This window comes from Bradyrhizobium sp. 157, assembly GCF_023073815.1.
In the GTDB taxonomy this organism is placed as follows: Bacteria; Pseudomonadota; Alphaproteobacteria; order Rhizobiales; family Xanthobacteraceae; genus Bradyrhizobium.
On sequence record NZ_JADPKF010000091.1, the window covers coordinates 354,598 to 369,673 of the forward strand.

11 protein-coding genes and 7 pseudogenes are annotated in these 15,076 nt (G+C 57.3%); 8 read left to right on the plus strand and 10 right to left on the minus strand.

Annotated elements, in window-relative coordinates:
* Positions 1-104 precede the first annotated feature (104 nt).
* The 4 genes and pseudogenes from IVA95_RS28510 to IVA95_RS28525 form a co-directional block, all read left to right on the plus strand.
* A pseudogene (locus IVA95_RS28510) lies at positions 105-380 on the plus strand (4-hydroxyphenylacetate 3-hydroxylase N-terminal domain-containing protein); the annotation flags it as partial.
* Between the two features lie 125 nt (positions 381-505).
* Positions 506-1,086: pseudogene (locus IVA95_RS28515) on the plus strand (4-hydroxyphenylacetate 3-hydroxylase C-terminal domain-containing protein).
* Between the two features lie 289 nt (positions 1,087-1,375).
* Positions 1,376-1,456, plus strand: a pseudogene (locus IVA95_RS39150) (carbon monoxide dehydrogenase); the annotation flags it as partial.
* Positions 1,457-1,983: 527 nt separating this feature from the next.
* Positions 1,984-2,496, plus strand: coding sequence for a hypothetical protein (locus tag IVA95_RS28525; protein WP_247513507.1), 513 nt, complete (start codon positions 1,984-1,986; stop codon positions 2,494-2,496).
* 120 nt (positions 2,497-2,616) lie between these two features.
* Here IVA95_RS28525 and IVA95_RS39155 read toward each other — a convergent pair.
* From IVA95_RS39155 to IVA95_RS28540, 4 genes and pseudogenes are all read right to left on the minus strand, one after another.
* Positions 2,617-2,900, minus strand: a pseudogene (locus tag IVA95_RS39155) (IS256 family transposase); the annotation flags it as partial.
* 12 nt (positions 2,901-2,912) lie between these two features.
* Positions 2,913-3,179 carry a hypothetical protein gene (locus IVA95_RS28530; protein ID WP_247513508.1) on the minus strand — a complete coding sequence of 89 codons (267 nt, stop codon included), beginning with the start codon at positions 3,177-3,179 and terminating at the stop codon, positions 2,913-2,915.
* A gap of 158 nt (positions 3,180-3,337) precedes the next feature.
* Positions 3,338-4,582, minus strand: coding sequence for an ArgE/DapE family deacylase (locus tag IVA95_RS28535; RefSeq protein ID WP_247513509.1), 1,245 nt, complete (start codon positions 4,580-4,582; stop codon positions 3,338-3,340).
* A gap of 385 nt (positions 4,583-4,967) precedes the next feature.
* Positions 4,968-5,233: pseudogene (locus IVA95_RS28540) on the minus strand (IS256 family transposase); the annotation flags it as partial.
* Between the two features lie 219 nt (positions 5,234-5,452).
* On the opposite strand from IVA95_RS28540, the gene IVA95_RS28545 reads away from it, so the two are divergent.
* Together IVA95_RS28545 and IVA95_RS28550 are read left to right on the plus strand one after the other, a co-directional pair.
* On the plus strand, positions 5,453-5,824 hold the full coding sequence (locus IVA95_RS28545) for a hypothetical protein (protein ID WP_247513510.1): 372 nt from the start codon (positions 5,453-5,455) through the stop codon (positions 5,822-5,824).
* Positions 5,825-6,190: 366 nt separating this feature from the next.
* Positions 6,191-6,339, plus strand: a pseudogene (locus IVA95_RS28550) (IS110 family transposase); the annotation flags it as partial.
* Here IVA95_RS28550 and IVA95_RS28555 read toward each other — a convergent pair.
* Together IVA95_RS28555 and IVA95_RS28560 are read right to left on the minus strand one after the other, a co-directional pair.
* The gene (locus IVA95_RS28555) at positions 6,296-7,054 is read right to left on the minus strand and encodes a transposase (RefSeq protein ID WP_256470311.1); all 759 of its coding nucleotides are present in this window, start codon (positions 7,052-7,054) and stop codon (positions 6,296-6,298) included. The pseudogene IVA95_RS28550 and the gene IVA95_RS28555 overlap by 44 nt on opposite strands.
* Positions 7,055-7,223: 169 nt before the next feature.
* Complete coding sequence (locus IVA95_RS28560) at positions 7,224-7,388, minus strand: hypothetical protein (RefSeq protein WP_247513511.1); 165 nt, start codon at positions 7,386-7,388, stop codon at positions 7,224-7,226.
* Between the two features lie 302 nt (positions 7,389-7,690).
* Between IVA95_RS28560 and argG the strand changes: the two genes are divergently transcribed.
* Complete coding sequence (argG, locus tag IVA95_RS28565; protein ID WP_247513512.1) at positions 7,691-9,001, plus strand: argininosuccinate synthase; 1,311 nt, start codon at positions 7,691-7,693, stop codon at positions 8,999-9,001.
* A 134-nt stretch (positions 9,002-9,135) separates the two neighbouring features.
* Here argG and IVA95_RS28570 read toward each other — a convergent pair.
* From IVA95_RS28570 to IVA95_RS28580, 3 genes and pseudogenes are all read right to left on the minus strand, one after another.
* Positions 9,136-9,330 (minus strand): annotated as a pseudogene (locus IVA95_RS28570) (transposase); the annotation flags it as partial.
* 1,277 nt (positions 9,331-10,607) lie between these two features.
* Positions 10,608-12,287 (minus strand): class I adenylate-forming enzyme family protein, encoded by a 1,680-nt coding sequence (locus IVA95_RS28575; RefSeq protein ID WP_247513513.1) that lies wholly within the window; start codon positions 12,285-12,287, stop codon positions 10,608-10,610.
* A 642-nt stretch (positions 12,288-12,929) separates the two neighbouring features.
* Complete coding sequence (locus IVA95_RS28580; protein WP_247513514.1) at positions 12,930-13,226, minus strand: hypothetical protein; 297 nt, start codon at positions 13,224-13,226, stop codon at positions 12,930-12,932.
* A gap of 349 nt (positions 13,227-13,575) precedes the next feature.
* Between IVA95_RS28580 and IVA95_RS28585 the strand changes: the two genes are divergently transcribed.
* Positions 13,576-13,854, plus strand: coding sequence for a transposase (locus IVA95_RS28585; protein WP_247513515.1), 279 nt, complete (start codon positions 13,576-13,578; stop codon positions 13,852-13,854).
* 742 nt (positions 13,855-14,596) lie between these two features.
* Here IVA95_RS28585 and IVA95_RS38940 read toward each other — a convergent pair.
* Positions 14,597-14,722, minus strand: a complete 126-nt coding sequence (locus IVA95_RS38940) for a hypothetical protein (RefSeq protein WP_276577726.1) — start codon at positions 14,720-14,722, stop codon at positions 14,597-14,599.
* Between the last annotated feature and the right edge of the window lie 354 nt (positions 14,723-15,076).

A 15,076-nucleotide genomic window follows, 5' to 3' on the forward strand; every position in this document is an offset into this window, starting at 1 on the left:
CTGAGCATGCGTGCTGAGAGGACCAAAGAAACCGCGACCACTGATTGTGGCCATGCCGATTTTGAGCCCACTCCGAACAGAAAGCCTCGTAGCAGGCGGATCCAGACCTGCTCGTCCACGCCACCCGCCGGACGGCGGAAGGAGTTTATGTCAGCGGAGCGAAGGCTCACCAGACCGGCTGTCTCAACTCGCATTGGCTGATCGTGATGCCGACAATGCGGCTGGACGCTGCGGACAAGGATTATGCCGTCGTTGGCGCGATACCGGTCGACGCCAAGGGAATCACCTACATCTACGGCCGGCAATCCTGCGACACCCGCAGCGCCGAACGCGGCGATATTGACGCGGCAATGCACGTTTTTCCGGTCAGGAGGCGATGATCGTTTTCGAGGACGTGTTCATACCGCGATAATTCGTCTTTCTCGACGGAGAGTTCGAATTTGCCTCCACGCTGGTCGAACGTTTCACCTGCTACCATCGCCGCAGTTACGTCTGCAAGACAGGCGTGGGTGACGTGCTGATCGGTGCGGCGGCGACGATTGCAGACTACAACGGCGTCGAGCGCGCCTCCCATGTCCGCGACAAGTTGGTTGAGATGACACAACTCAATGAGACGATCTACGGCGCCGGCATTGCGGCGAGCCATCAGGGAATTGCGATAAATTCAGGAGCGTACCTGCCGGACGAAATGCTCGCGAACGTCTGCAAGCATCATGTGACCAAGCTGCCATACGAGATCGGGCGGCTGGCGCAGGGTCTTGCCGGAGGACTGATGGTGACGCTGCCTTCGGAGCGGGAGCTGCGGCACGAAACCATCGGTCCGATCTTGGAGAAGTATCTGAAAGGACGACCCGAGGTGGCGACGGAGGACAGGATCCGCATCTTCGTCTGGTGGAGAACATGACGTTAGGCAGGAACGCCGTCGGCTATTTAACGGAGTCCATGCATGGCGCCGGATCGCCGCAAGCGCAGCGGATCCAGATCGCGCGATCAATGCAGCTCGAATTCAACAAGGAGCTGGCGAAGCCGCTGGCCGGGGTGAGGGCCGCTTCGCGCGCCGAGATCGTCGGCGATCTTTCAATCTAGATCGCCAGAGTGTTCGCGCCAGTCCCGGAATGATCCGGCTTGAATCGAAGAAGTCCTGTCCGGACTCTCTGGAGTAGAGGCCAAAGGGTCCGATGCCAAGCCTTCCTCAACGTCATTGCTCAATGCTTCCTTCACGCATTCGGAGACTTTGCTTGCGACGACGGGGGAAATTCAGCTTGCTGCTCCCCCGAGACGGCTCAGGACGATACTGTACGCCCACCCTGCTGAAATCCCTGCTGCCGGGATGCGAGGGAGCAGAGCAAAGATCACTGTTTTCTTGATCGAACTGGTCTCAGCGCGGTTCAAAGGCAAGGTTACCTTGAGCGATCTCGATCTGCTGAACGGCAAACAGTTCTCCGAAGAAGGCAAGGCCGTCGCCGACCGTTTACACCTACAGCCTTATCATGTTGAGATCATCCCTGTCGCTGCGATGCTCTCCATGTCGTACCCATTTAAAGAGAACTGGAGGCAGGTACAATGGGCCTTTCTACCAATTTCCACCGCCGTGACATCAATCCGACCCGGATTCCCATCGAGAAAAAGGAAAGCGTCCGATGGTTAGAAAATCTCAAGCAGTCTATGCAACTCTTAGATCATTCCGGACGATGCATCCATATCGGTGATCGCGAAGTGATATCTACGAGCTTTTCTGCAGAACTCATTTCCTGATCAGGACCTGCGTCGACCGCTTGGCTGAAGACGGGAATCACACGATCGTCGACGAAATGGACGAGGTCGCCGCCAAAGGGTTCCATTGCATCGAAGTCAGAGACAGCAACGGCGATCCCGACCAGGCCGTTCTTGAGATCAGGTATCGCAAGATACGCGTCCTGCCGCCGATCGGAAAGCAGAATCGCTATCCCGCTCCGACCCTGACAGTGATCCATCCCAGAGAGGGTGGGACGCCGAAAAAACAGAAGGAAGATCGATTGGAAGCCGCTCAACGACCTGACTGTTGGTTCCCGCACCGAGGCGATTGAGAAGCTCGAATGCTATGCTTTTGAGATGGAAGATCGAGGTGCTTCCATAAGATCCTCAAGTCGGGCTGCAAAGCTGAGGAGTCGAAGCTCAGGACCCGCCCAGCGTCTGACCAATCTGATCTCGCTCTTTTGCATCCTGAGTTGGCGGGTCTTCTGGATGACGATGCTCAACCGTTTCGCCCCAGACGCACCGCCAACCCTCGCATTGACTGCGACTGAAATCGGCGTGCTCGAGCGCCTCGTCAACGACAAACCAAAAGCAAGCCAGAAAACGCTCTCGCACTATCTGATCAAGATCGCCCGGCTCGGCCGCTATCTCGCCGTCGCCAGCGATCCGCCGCCCGGCAATACCGTCATGTGGCGCCGGCTGTCACGCCTCACCGACATCGCGCTGGGCGCTATGGTCGGAGGAGAATTTGTGGATAATTGAAAGTTCACCGGACGGATACCGAACAGAGCGCTGAGCACCCGGCGCAGATGGCGCGCGTTGGTCGCCGGCCAGGTAACAGCTGGCGATCAGCGCGTCGGCGGTCAGCGTGCGACGCTGCTAGGCTCACAGCGACTGGCTCCTGGGTGGTCTGGCCATCGGCCGTGTTGAGCACCGCGCGCGGGATCGCGATCTCAATCGGCCCGACGCTGCCGATCAGCGACCGCGGCCGGCTGCCGTGCGGATGACCAGTCATGCCGGGCTTTCTCTCATGGCCGACCTTCTTGCTGCGTTCGTAGCGCGGAGGGCCAGGCCCGCCTCAAGCTCCCCCGGATCAATTCTTAAATAGATTCCCGCGCTCGTTCCTGCACAGCGGTTCCAATCGGATTGAACCAATCGTCGAAAAGCTGGGGACTCCTTCACACTGCGGGGAGTTCGACTTCATGATATTGCTGCTCAAGGTGTGTTCTCCGGTCCGGCGCTCCAACGTCGGATGATTCGACATCGATCGATTTGGAGACCGCGCCGTCTTCGATTCCTACCAATCCCACGACGGGACCGACGACGGATAGACAAAAGACATTGTGATCGCAGTTCATGTGCGTACGGCCTGTGGCGATCCGCATTCCACGCTCCGGATCGGGATCATCGCGGCCGCAAAACCCGAAGCGCGCGCTGGCGTCCATCCTGATTGCCGGCCGCGTTATTCGGCGTGAGCGAAACTGCTCGCAATCGTATCGAATACCACAGTTGCCCCCATACGCCGCGACGGCCGGCCTGATACAATCAGAAGTGCCCGCATGCTGACGAGACGACGATTGCCGTCTCAGTTTGGCATTGTCCATCAGCTCGAAAGATAGTCAAACGCTGCCAAGGCATGCGTTTTCGCTATGTGCATAAACTCATCAATCCGCACAACTTCATCTACAGTGCCCATCCCGGTGGGTGATGGTCCATATACAAATGCTGGAATGCCCGCATATCGCCAGAGGCGAGCGTCACATCCGCCCAATGCGATAATCGGTTTAGGCTCGATGTTGGATACCTGCTTCGAGTTCTTGATCAAAGCATCAATCATCGGATGGTCCGGTGGAGAGGTGCTCGCTTCATCTTGGTCAAGGACACTGAATTCGGCCTCACGGAACGTTGCCATAATGGACGTCAGGCGGTCCATGATCGCCACATGTGGAACACCAGGCGGCACGCGTATGTCGACTTCAAAATCGCATTCGGAGGGTATCATATTGATCTTCACCCCGCCTCTGATCGGCCCGACATTTACAGTAGTGGAGGAAATGATCTTCGATGCCCCGACCCCATAAGCCTTGTCGATAGCAGCGGCGTGCTTTTGCAGTGTGACCGTAAGTGGGCTGTTCACCGGACTTCTGATCTCTTGTAGCGAACGAAGACTTGCGATCACTTCCGCAGCGACAGCCACGGCATTCCGACTCAGATGAACGTACGCACCATGAGCTCCCGGAGTGCGAACACGGAACTGAAGCCACAGTCGGCCCTTCTCGCCAAAACGCAACGCGTATGGGCTAGTTGGTTCAGCGTTAAGTAGACAATCCCCAAGAATATCTTTCCTATGTTTAACGAGGTATCGAGCGCCCCACGGACCAAAGGTCTCCTCATCAGATACGATTGTGAGAACAAGAGAGCCTCTTAGATGATGGCGCAACGCGAACAGCTCTACAAAAGCAAATAACAGCGCTGTTGTGCCTGACTTCATGTCGCACGCTCCCCGGCCGTGAATGCAGCCATTCTCTTCGGTCGCCCGCCAGGGATCGCGAGTCCATTTAGCAGGATCGCCGGCGGGAAAGACATCGACATGGCCATTCATGACGAGCCTCGCGCCATCTCGATCCCCTGCGAACTGTGCAACTAGGTTGGGCATCTTCGAAATCGGCGCGATAATTTCGTGAGCTATGCCGCGGTCTGAGAGGAACTGCACGATCAAAGCCATAGCAGCTTTTGTATCGCCTGGAGGATTTGGAGTCGGTATGCGGATCAACCGACGTAGAAAATCCACCATTTCGCTTTCACGTTCGGACAAGCGAAGAAGGAGCTGACTCTTGATGTCCGTCATATGTGCCTCTTGTTGAAGCAATCTCGCGTCTTAGTGCTCAGCCCGGTCATTTCGGCGACCTCTGCATCGCTCCATACCTTCCGCCCTTCGCCTCCCCGTCTGAGGCTGGCAATTCATTTCAACGTGGCCTGAGTACACGCTGTCTGGCTGCAATCAGAAAACCGCGCGCAGAGTCGTCTAATTGTATCAAGATATCGATGCTGGTTGTTGCATTAGGTTCGACGGTGACGCTTAAATTACGCGTCGAGCGGGTCGTTTTCGACGAATTTCACCATCCAGCGTCTCACTCAAACGTCGAGGTAAAGGGAAACCCGAAGCTGGTTCTCTATTTTGCATGAGCAATGAGATCACGACATCGAATCGGGAGGCATCGCAAATTTTTTGGTCACGGCCCGGCTGGTCGGGCGGCGGCGCTTGTGGGCTGACGGTCTTTCGGTTTGGCGATGATCTCGACCCCATCGCTGAATGTCACACCAAGAATGAGTTGTGGCAGCTGGTTCTGGCATCGAGACGAGGCCAGCTTTTCTGCGCGGCCTTGAGCAGTTTGAAGACCAAGGCTAGCGCTGTCCTGTCGGAAAGACAATGCTTCGATCGGATCGTGGGGCGGCGCACGGTAGCGAAGGTGCTTTCAATCGGATTGGTAAGCCGTATGAGATTTCTCGGTGCCGACCTTCCGCTGCTGCTTTTTTATCGTAGCGTATGGTGCGACCATCGGGACAGAGAAACCGGGAGCACGATATTCGGGCAGGCCGATGCATAGAGCTCGCGTTAGTAGCTGGCCGCCTCTGCGGCTCGCCCGGTTGCCCTGGGAGCGCGAATCCGTAGTTGTCGTGTCGCCCGCTACTCCCGTAGTTCAAGCAGGAGGTGCGAATGCGACTAGTGACTGGCATCGAAGTCCCCCGAATTATTGGGGTGGCGGTGTTTTGGGAGGAGTGCAGGCTCCCACATGCGGGTCACAGCATCCGAGGCGGCGCGACCATCAGATCACAGCGGTGGCCGTGGCTTCGCAAGCTCACTGAGCTCTGCAGGCATTTGCTGACGAAGCGCGAGGATTACCTGTGGGCGCGCCTAGCGCTGGTTGCCAACAAGAGCCGCGCGATGCAACTTCAAGCCGGACATCCACAACAGAAAGGTAGCAGCCGCGGACCAGCCTATGCCTACAACATCACGGTACTGCGCGATCGCGAGATCTTGATTGCCGCCCAAGCGGAGCAAAGCTATGAACGGTTCGTGTGGCAATGAAAGCGCGGCGACGAGAACCCGGCGCGCCGGCGCCTCAGTCCGGCAGGACAAAATGGGCACTCCGGTAACGGCTTGCAGCCGACGCTTGACGCGTCGCCACGAGGCGCCCCAACAACCAGTGGCGGCTGACGGCTAGGTCTAGCCAGTCCAGGAACCCAGTCCCGTTTCACGCCAGCGTGCCGTCGTGCTCGGGCAGGTCAAGGCGAAGCCATGCGGTGGCCGCAATGGGGCCAGCTTCGACCGTCCCTGCATCGGGCGGCTGCGAGATCGCGCTTGCGTTCGGTCTCCGTGTCAGGCGTCCAGATCTGCGGCAGGTATGCCGCCCGCCGCAGATTGGCGAGTGTGCCGGCGTCAACGCGCGAGCTGGTGGCGCGGCGCTACCAAGTCGTGCGGCATCGTACGCGTCTCAAGAACGAGGTGCCTTCGATCCTGCATGCGCACCTGATCCAGAGTGCCCGCACGCCGATATGTTCAACGCTTGCGGTCGGGCGTGGTTGGCTGCTCAACAGGTGCCGGAATGGTGGCCGGGACGGAAGAATGGTCCGCAGCGCGACCGAACAAAAGAAAGAACTGGCGGCGATCTTCGCAACCGTCGCCTCGGCCACAAAGAAATCGCTTGTCCATCTCATCCGTCGTGCGCAGGTGATCCCAATGCTCTGCGCGAAAGTCGCAGAAGGCCAGCAGAGCATCGCGATCGTTCGAGGCATTCGAGCGCCCGGCCGTACTTGGCGCGGTATTTCTGTGCGAAGACGTCGATCGCTGCTTCGGCGGCCGCGCGGTTCGGCGACCAATAGACCTAGCGCAGGTCCTTTTTAATGTTGGCCTGCACCGAGAGCGGGACTTGTCCAGGACGTTGAGGGTCTTGTGCACCCAACAGCGCTGCTCGGGCATTTTCGGCCAAACCTCGCCGACGGCTTTCCAGAACCCGAGTGCGCCATCGGCGATGGCGAGCCGCGGCGGCATGTCAAGCCCCGCCGCTTGAGATCGAGCAGCAAATCGCGTCAGTCCTGCGCGCTCTCGCAGGCGCCATCGGTGAAGCCAACCATTTCCTTCTTCCGCCGTCGCGCCGATCAGCACCAGGATGGATTGCCTTTCGTCTTCGAGGCGTCCTTGATGGATGCCATCGGCCCAGACGTAGACGTAGGGCTTTACTGACAGATCGCGCCTCTGCCACGCAGTGTGTTCGTCGAGCCAACCGTCCTTCAGGCGGGCGACGGAGGATGCCCGCAGCCGGCAGCATCCTTGCCGAGCAGCGCGGCCAGCGCCTGGAGAAGTCCTCGGTGGAGATGCCTTTCAGGTAAAGGATCGGCAGCAGCATCTCAATCGATTTTGAGAGGTGCATGTAGGGCGGCAGGATCGACGGAGAGAACCGGATGCGGTCGGGGTCGGTCGCGTCTGCCTAGCGATCGCGTACACGCGGCTGGCGCAGGGTGACCGGACCGATACCGGTCATCACCTCCCGTTCCGGCAGGTGACCCTGGCGGACGACGCGCTGGTGGCCGTCCGCAGCCTTTAAATTGGCGAGAAAGTCCGCGACCTCGGCCTCGACCGCCTGGGTCAGCAAAGTACACGCTCCATTGCGCAAGATTTCGGTGAGTTGATCTCGACGGTTCCTGGTTGAAGCAGCTTGATAATGTTATCTTTGGACCTCGGTGGAGAAGTGGAGGCGTCCAGCACCCCCACGATATGCCGTCTTCGCGATTCAGCGCCGTCACCAACTTCCAGCAATAGCTTCGCGCGGTACGCTGAATGTTTTTCAGGCTCAGGCACAGCGAGCGCCCAGCCACCCATCCTGGTAGTTTTCGAGAATTCCGCTCCCGTATAGTTTGTGCGCTAACCCTCTGACGCGATCTCAAAGGAGCAGCAATGAACATATCTGCCAGTAGTAGCGATTTCTTCGGGATGGGTTCGCAAGCATACTTAGCAGACTATATCCTAAAACCAGCAGATGTGTCCGACGGTGCGACATGCCTTCTGCTGTATTCTGGCGGGCTGGATACGTCATGTTGCATCAAATATATTCAGGAGGAATTCAAAGTATCGGTAATTGCATTAACTTGCGACGTCGGCCAAAGTGAAGATTTTAAAGAAATTGGTAGAAAGGCTGTCAATCTTGGTGCAGAGTATATTTTTAAAGATGTAAAATCGGAATTTTACACCAAGTATATTACAAAAGCTATTCGGCTTAATGCCTGCTATTTTGATGAGCATCCTCTGGCATCTTCGTTGAGCCGACAGATCGTAAGCGATTGCGCGGTAGAGATCGCAAAGCAGAGAAAGTTGAGGATTGTCGCCCACGGAGCGACGGGCCGAGGGAACGATTCATTTCGGTTCGATAATGCGCTATTGTCGCGCCTGGAAGGCGTGAAGATCCTCGCCCCTATCCGCAATAACCAGCTCGATCGAGATCGGGAGATCGAGTTCGCGCAGAAACATAACATCCCGGTATCTGCCACTCGAAAGAGTCCTTACAGTGTAGATGAGAATATGTGGGGGAGGGAGATTGAGGCGGGTTCGCTCGACGACTTGACCTTTTCGCTCCCTTCCGAGGCTCTTGCATGGGTGAAGCTCCCACCTTCAAACGGCTATGGGCGCGTGTCGATTGAATTCGACGCAGGTCTTCCGGCGCGTGTCGAGCTTGGCGACGAAAATGGAATAGCTGAAGTCACGGACATTGTGCAGGCCATCATAAAGCTGAACACGTTCGTCGGAGGCCATGGCATCGGTCTGCACGATCACTTGGAAGAGCGAGCGTCAGGTGTGAAGGTTCGCGAAATCCATGAATCGCCTGCTGCGACATTGATAATCAGGGCACATAAAATTCTCGAACATGCTTCGTTGACCCCGATTGAGCTATCAACAAAGCGATACCTTGAGACGCGCTGGGTTCAGTGTATAGTGTCCGGTAGAGCAGATCCTGTTGTATATTGCATCGACGAGTTTGCTAATGTAGCAAATCGAAGAATTGCCGGCGAAGTGACATTCAAGATTGGGGCAGGACAGTGTTTTATAGAATCGATAAAGCCAGTCTACGGTCTAGATTTTCGATCTATGTACGGGGAAAATCAGGGTGCTGCTCGCTATAATCAAGATTTAGTAGCTCCGACGATCGAGCTAATGGATGGCCCGATGCGGCACGCGCTCAGAAATCATGAAATTGCCTCGAGCATCATTTGACCCAGCCCTGTGGCGCCAGGCTATCTCTTTTGACCTGCTCCCCTGAAACGCCCCCGGTTTTGAGTTAGGGTTCTGCTCTCCACTGCAGCGAGACCGAAGTTTGGACCACCCAGCACTAGAGTTTTGCCTTGCGTTCACGGTGGCGGGCTGGTGGCGCCATCGCGGTTATGCAGAAAAATCGGCGGTCTGTTGCCGATTGCCCCATGGGGACGTTCTTCATTGTGGTATCTGCGCCAAGTCTCCACCTTTTCCTGGGCGTCCGCAAGGCTGAGGAACCAGTGGGCGCTGAGGCATTCGGCCCGGAAGCGACCGTTGAAGGCTTCGCTGAAGGTTCGCGCGCGGAACCATTGGGCCAATGCGCTGTCCTTCTGAAAAGAGAAGCGCCAGGCCAGCTGGATCATCCCACGCCGGACTTGGCGAATGCGGGGCGCACAAGGCCCCTCTCTCGTCTTCGCTTGCCGCTCTCGTCGGGCGCGCCAGTAGCCCGCGTAACGCGCGACCGTCTACGATCTCGCAATTGCCTGGAAAGGGTCTCACGAGCATATACTCTGTTTCGATTCCAACGCCGATGATCCGCGCTAGCAATTTGACCATCGCGTGCTCTCCGCTATCGGGAACCTGCAAACGCTGTAATCGAGCCACCTCGATGTCCCTGATCTGCTCCAAATGTCCCGGCGCATCTGGGCGACAGTGTTGGGCGGCAGAGGCCCCCCTTCCGGCGTTCGCAGCGTCTCGAGCCGCTCTGTCGCATGACGCAGCGTCGGCTTGAAATTGCGAATACCCACGCAAATGAGACATGCCTTCGTTCGATTGACAATGCCGGCTTGTTGGCTGACCACGTTCTCTCGTTCGCGGGACGCCGGGCATCTCTTCCTCGAGAGATTGCTGCCATTTGGCCATGTTTCGGTTCGCCGCGCAGCCACCCCAAGGAAGCGCGCTTCAAAGGCTCGGTGTCGAGCCGGTCGGTTTTGGCCCGTCGGTGCTCGCGTGACACCGCGGCGCTCGTAGAGTGGATGATGAAGGGCTCGACGCCACGGGCCCACAGCCAACGCGCCAGCCAAAAACCGTCGCGGCCAGCCTCAAAGGCAACGCTATGCGCGCAATCGCGTGCGCACACTTGCCGCCTCTTCACGCCAGCGGTGTAGCAACAGGAGCAGCGTGTCTGCGTCGGCGCCAACTTTCTTCAATGGATGACGAGGCCAGCCGGGGTACGATTCCAGCGACGAGCCAGCTCGAGGGGCTCATCTCGATGACAGCGATCAGCGTGCTATTCTGCTCCAGCAGAGTCTGCGACCTGCTCAGATCATCTGCTTTTACCATGGGGCGCTCCATTGTTCATGATTGGGCTTATTCCCTTACCGGCCACGCCCCATTTTTCCGCCGTCTCCTCCGCTGGTTCAGGCCTTTGTTGCACCAAATCCTCGCCGCTCTCTTCCCCAGGCCGCGGCTCAATCCCACGTGAAAACAGGACTCTTCACAGTCGACTACTTCCTGGGCACTAATGTCGAGCCGATCCCGGCACGGCCATTCTTGTGGTCCTATGGATCGCCAGAGATACCGGACTAGCGGCTGCGGCGTACGGGAAACGAAAATGAAAGATTGGCTTTCAGCGCCAGCGCTTCTCCTCATTGTCGTAGGTGCCGGCAAGCGGATCGCTCACGGCTATTAGCTTACGTTTGAGTACTTTATTGCTGGCGCTGGTCCTAGGAAGCACCGGAGTAAACGTGATGTAACGCGGCATCTTGTACACAGCAAGATTGGAGCGGGCATGTTCGACAATGCGCTGCACGAGCATATCGTCTGGTATGACACCTTCTCTCAGCTCCACGTAGATCTTGACCTCCTCGCCACGCTCGGCATCGCGAACGGGCACGGCGGCCACATCTGCAATGTCGGGAATCTCGCGGACGACAGCCTCCACCTCCCGCGCAGCGATGTTGTCGCCCGAACGTCGGATAACGTCTTTCTTGCGCCCTACCAGCCAATGAAAGCCAAACTCATCGCGCCGCAGCAGGTCGCCCGTCTTGAACCACTCACCTTCGAAGGAGCTAGCATTCGCCTCCGGTCTATTCCAATAGCCCTTGAAGATTGCCCGACCACTCACCCACAGCTCGCCGACTTCGCCGACTGGGGTGGGTGTGCCATTGTCATTCATCAGTCGCAGGTTCCGAAACTGGGCGCGAATCCCTACCGAACCGGAGTCGGCCATCTCATCAAGATCGTTCGGCATTTGTGTGCCAAAACCGATTTCCGTCATTCCAAACGCATCCTGCGTTCGCACCCGAAAGCGCCTCCGGAATTTCCGTACCGTATCAGGACTGAAGCCCCACGTCAGGGCCTGCTTTAGGCTTGTGCCTCCGTCTTCGCCGACCGACTCGGCGTGGCGCGCTACCGGCTCTCGAAAATGGCACCACTCGATGCGGTGTTGCTTCAACGAACTGATGAAGCGTGTCGGGCTCAAGGACGCAGCTAGGTAGAGCGTGCCGCCCTGTCGGTACGACTTCAGCAGAGCCTGTTTCGCATCGCCATAGGAGAACGCATTTGGAGTCAGATATCGCCGGTACGGTTGCCCGTCCATGCACGCCGCTTGGTACGAGCTCACTCCCCAGTAGTCGTGCGTCAACATGCAGCCCTTTGGAAAGCCCGTTGTCCCCGATGTAAATTGAATGTCCAACAGATCGTCGGCCCGGATATCCTCCTCAACCGGAGAGTCCTCGACGCCCTTGACCAATTCGTCGAGGGTAATGGCTGTCCGGTCGGAAAGCTGCCCTACGAGGAGTACTCGCTCCTTGCCCAGGCGCTGCGGCCAAGGCTCAATAGCCGAGAACACAGTCCATGCGGACTCCTCGACGACCGCGAATTTGGCCTGTGTATCGCTGAGAACGTGTTCGATCTCCCTCGGCGTATAGCGGATGTCGATCGGAACCATCACCGCACCCAGCTTGGCAATCGCGAACCATAGGATCGGGAATTCGATGCGGTTGGAGAGCATCACCCCGATGCGATCGCACTTGCGTACGCCCAATGAACGAAGCGCATGTGCATATCTGTTGGACGCCAGGTCCATCTCGGAGTAGGTCGCGCGCTCACCGCGCTCGAAGACGTCGACTGCGGTCGTTGAGTGATGCGTTCTCGCCCGCATTGAGATCAATTGTCCGATCGTGACAGTCTCATAACTGGATTCTTGCTCCTCGATTTTGCGCAACGCTTCTGCGACGCGCTCTTGCAGCTGGCTCTGTGTCAGTTTTGTAGGGGACGTCGCGAACCGATTGTCTAGGCTTGCCATGGCTGCATTTTGTCCTATCGTTATAACTGTGTCCCCACACGTTAAGGGTCGATCGTAGATCATTAACAAGGATCGAGGCACTACCTACTCTAGGTGGTGTGGGACGCTAGCTCGTGTGGACACACCTACCCTTGCCAAATGAAAGTCGCGGCGATAGCGACGACGGAGAAGTAATCCGGGCGGTCTTTTCGTATCGGGTTGGGACGCGCATGAATCACTTCAGTATTGAAAAGAAACATTTGATTAGGTGACGTCACCAGACGGTAGCATGGGCTCAAGAAAAGGGCGGACAATGAATAAATGCGCGCGCATTTTTTGGTCCCTTGCGGAGCTGTGGCGTCAGTCTTCGCAGCGTGTTTTGCAGCATTGTCAAGACGCGCCTATGCCGGTACAAGGTCATGATAGTAGCCGCTCTTGTCCAAGCTCGCTCTTAAGATGACCCCGGAAACTTTTGCGATAGCGACCGTGAAGTGCGTGGGTACTTTAACTTCCCCGGTCCAACTATTGCGGCAGATCGGTGAACCTTCCATGAGGTGCCCACAGATAGTCTGCGAGGCGCTCGTCACCGTAATATGCACGTGGAAATAGGGGGTCTCATGTCCCACGAAGCCTGCCGCACCGAAGCCTGTGTCGATTTCACTGTCAAATCCTTCCCGGAATTGTCGCCGACTTGTCCGGCATCCAGCCCATCCCGATGATGCCATGCGCGCTCACCTCTAGCTGCCCAGGGATCTGAACCATGTCAATCCCAGCACTTCCTGATCGTGGTTCGTGGGGAAACCGCTGTACCCTAACCGTGTCCATCGTGCCGGTCGCGTCCAGAAGGAGCCCGGTCTTTACATCGTGTGTTTTGCAGATGTCCCAAAGGGCTCGAAGGTGGTCTTCGCCTGGCTGAGCATAGATGACCTCCTCGATTTTACCACTGAGCGTTTTCCTCATGTGGTAGATCTCCAAATGATGAAGGTAACACCGGACTCTGGATAGCCGCCGAGGGTTCAGCGGAAACACTACGGGATCGCTTAAGGAATTCCGCAATGTGGCGCTTCGCAAGGACAAAAGTCTTCGCCTGAAGGTGAATTCAACGCTCCTTGCGATCAAGCGTCGCTTCTGGGATCACACGAGCAAAGCACCGGGCCGTGTGGACTGCTGGAATTGAACTAAACCACCGGCTATATCGCTAGGACAGCTACCAAATCAGATAGAGTTGAGGGCCTCCCTCCGGTGATGGCCGCCTTGTCGGGTAAGGGCGAGTGCTGTGTAACAGCGCTTATGGACAGCAATAAGTGCAATGCTCAGATTGATCGAGGTTGTTGAGACGGGCCGGCACCGCCAGTCGACCGATGATGAGAAGCTCAAGATCGTTCTGGAGAGTTTGCCGGCCCCGCGCGCCGTCTCGTCAACGGCGCGACGATACGGCATCTCACGCTCGCTGCTGCTGACTTGGCAGCGATCGTTTGGGCCACGGGCGAGTTGCGATGATGAGCTTCGGGCCGGCTTTGTGCCGGCGATGGTGATGCCGGACCCGGGCAATAAACAGCTTTGGCGACGTCAGCGAGCGGAGGCTTAGAGATTCTTTCCGGCAAGGCTTTTCGAGTGATCGCGGATGCCGGCGTTGATATGAGCGCGTCGTATCGCGTGTAGGATCTGCTGGAGCGGCAATGATCCCGATCGCAGCAGGGGCGAGAATCTGGATCTCACCGAGACGAAAAAGGCGCCTCGGCTGGGGCGACAGCGCTCGTTGATGCGAGATTGCGGGCCTCGTCGATAGTCATTGATGTTGACTTACCAAAAGAGATGGAAGCCACGGTCGCTCGGTTCGGCGGCCTGCATTTGGCTGCGAACAGCGCCGGCATCAGCAGTACCGGAGAATACTTTGCGGAGCATGATCTTGACGGCCTTACGATAATAACATCAATTTGCCGTCACTTTTCTACCGCCTCAAGTATCAGATCCCTGAAATCATTTCGAATGGCGGGGGTCTATCCTCAACCTCTCTTCGGTGCTGGGTGGGCGCGGCTTCCCAGGCTCCACGGCATATGCACAGCTAAGCACGGACTTGCGGGCCTCACGTGCACCCCGTCATACAAGCGGACTTACTGAAGGTAGCTTCCGACCAGCCCTTGCGGGACAAGGTGGGTCTTGGACGAGATGCTCGAGTCTTCCTGATCAATACCGAGAGCGCGACCGATGCTCGCCGCTACAAGGAACTCGTCGGCATGTCTCCAGCGCAGGTGTATCTGAGGAGTACTTCGCCGGACTAAAATGGGGAAGTTGACTGGGTTTGCGTGCAAGGGCTTCGGCGGCTTCCTTCAGGCGGTAGCTGCGTCCGTCGAACTCGAGGAGATGGCAATGGTGCATGAGCGGTCAAGGATCGTCGTGCTCATGGTGTTGTCGCGGATATAAGCGTCCCAATCCTGCACGACGCGATTAGACATGACGATGACGCTTCGGTGCAATTTGTAGCGTTGATTAGATTCTGCATCAAAGCGCCAGCTTCGTCAGGGTTGACCACGTGCGATTCTCCAGTGCCGGGTTTGCCAATGAACAAGCGTTTTCGCCGACGGCGATAAACATCAGCGCATGCAGCTAGAAGCAGGCCTGACACGGCAGTTTGGGTTCGAAGGGGGACAAGTCGAACTCCGCGAGCGTGAACTTCTCTTCAAGCCTAGATTGCTGGTAGCGGCGATCGATCAGACGGGACTGACGACAATCGAGTTCGTCCGGCAGGAGCGGGCAGAAGGTATCGAGGAACGGTTGGCTGGCGCCCTGGGCCTGCAGGACACGGGTCT

Bases quoted from the DNA above. Each gene is read 5' to 3' on its own strand.
- IVA95_RS28545 (WP_247513510.1), top strand. From the start codon at position 5,453: ATGCGACTAGTGACTGGCATCGAAGTCCCCCGAATTATTGGGGTGGCG.
- IVA95_RS28585 (WP_247513515.1), top strand. From the start codon at position 13,576: ATGCTCAGATTGATCGAGGTTGTTGAGACGGGCCGGCACCGCCAGTCG.
- IVA95_RS38940 (WP_276577726.1), bottom strand. From the start codon at position 14,722: ATGTCTAATCGCGTCGTGCAGGATTGGGACGCTTATATCCGCGACAAC.
- IVA95_RS28575 (WP_247513513.1), bottom strand. From the start codon at position 12,287: ATGGCAAGCCTAGACAATCGGTTCGCGACGTCCCCTACAAAACTGACA.
- argG (WP_247513512.1), top strand. From the start codon at position 7,691: ATGAACATATCTGCCAGTAGTAGCGATTTCTTCGGGATGGGTTCGCAA.
- IVA95_RS28530 (WP_247513508.1), bottom strand. From the start codon at position 3,179: ATGGACGCCAGCGCGCGCTTCGGGTTTTGCGGCCGCGATGATCCCGAT.
- IVA95_RS28535 (WP_247513509.1), bottom strand. From the start codon at position 4,582: ATGACGGACATCAAGAGTCAGCTCCTTCTTCGCTTGTCCGAACGTGAA.
- IVA95_RS28580 (WP_247513514.1), bottom strand. From the start codon at position 13,226: ATGAGGAAAACGCTCAGTGGTAAAATCGAGGAGGTCATCTATGCTCAG.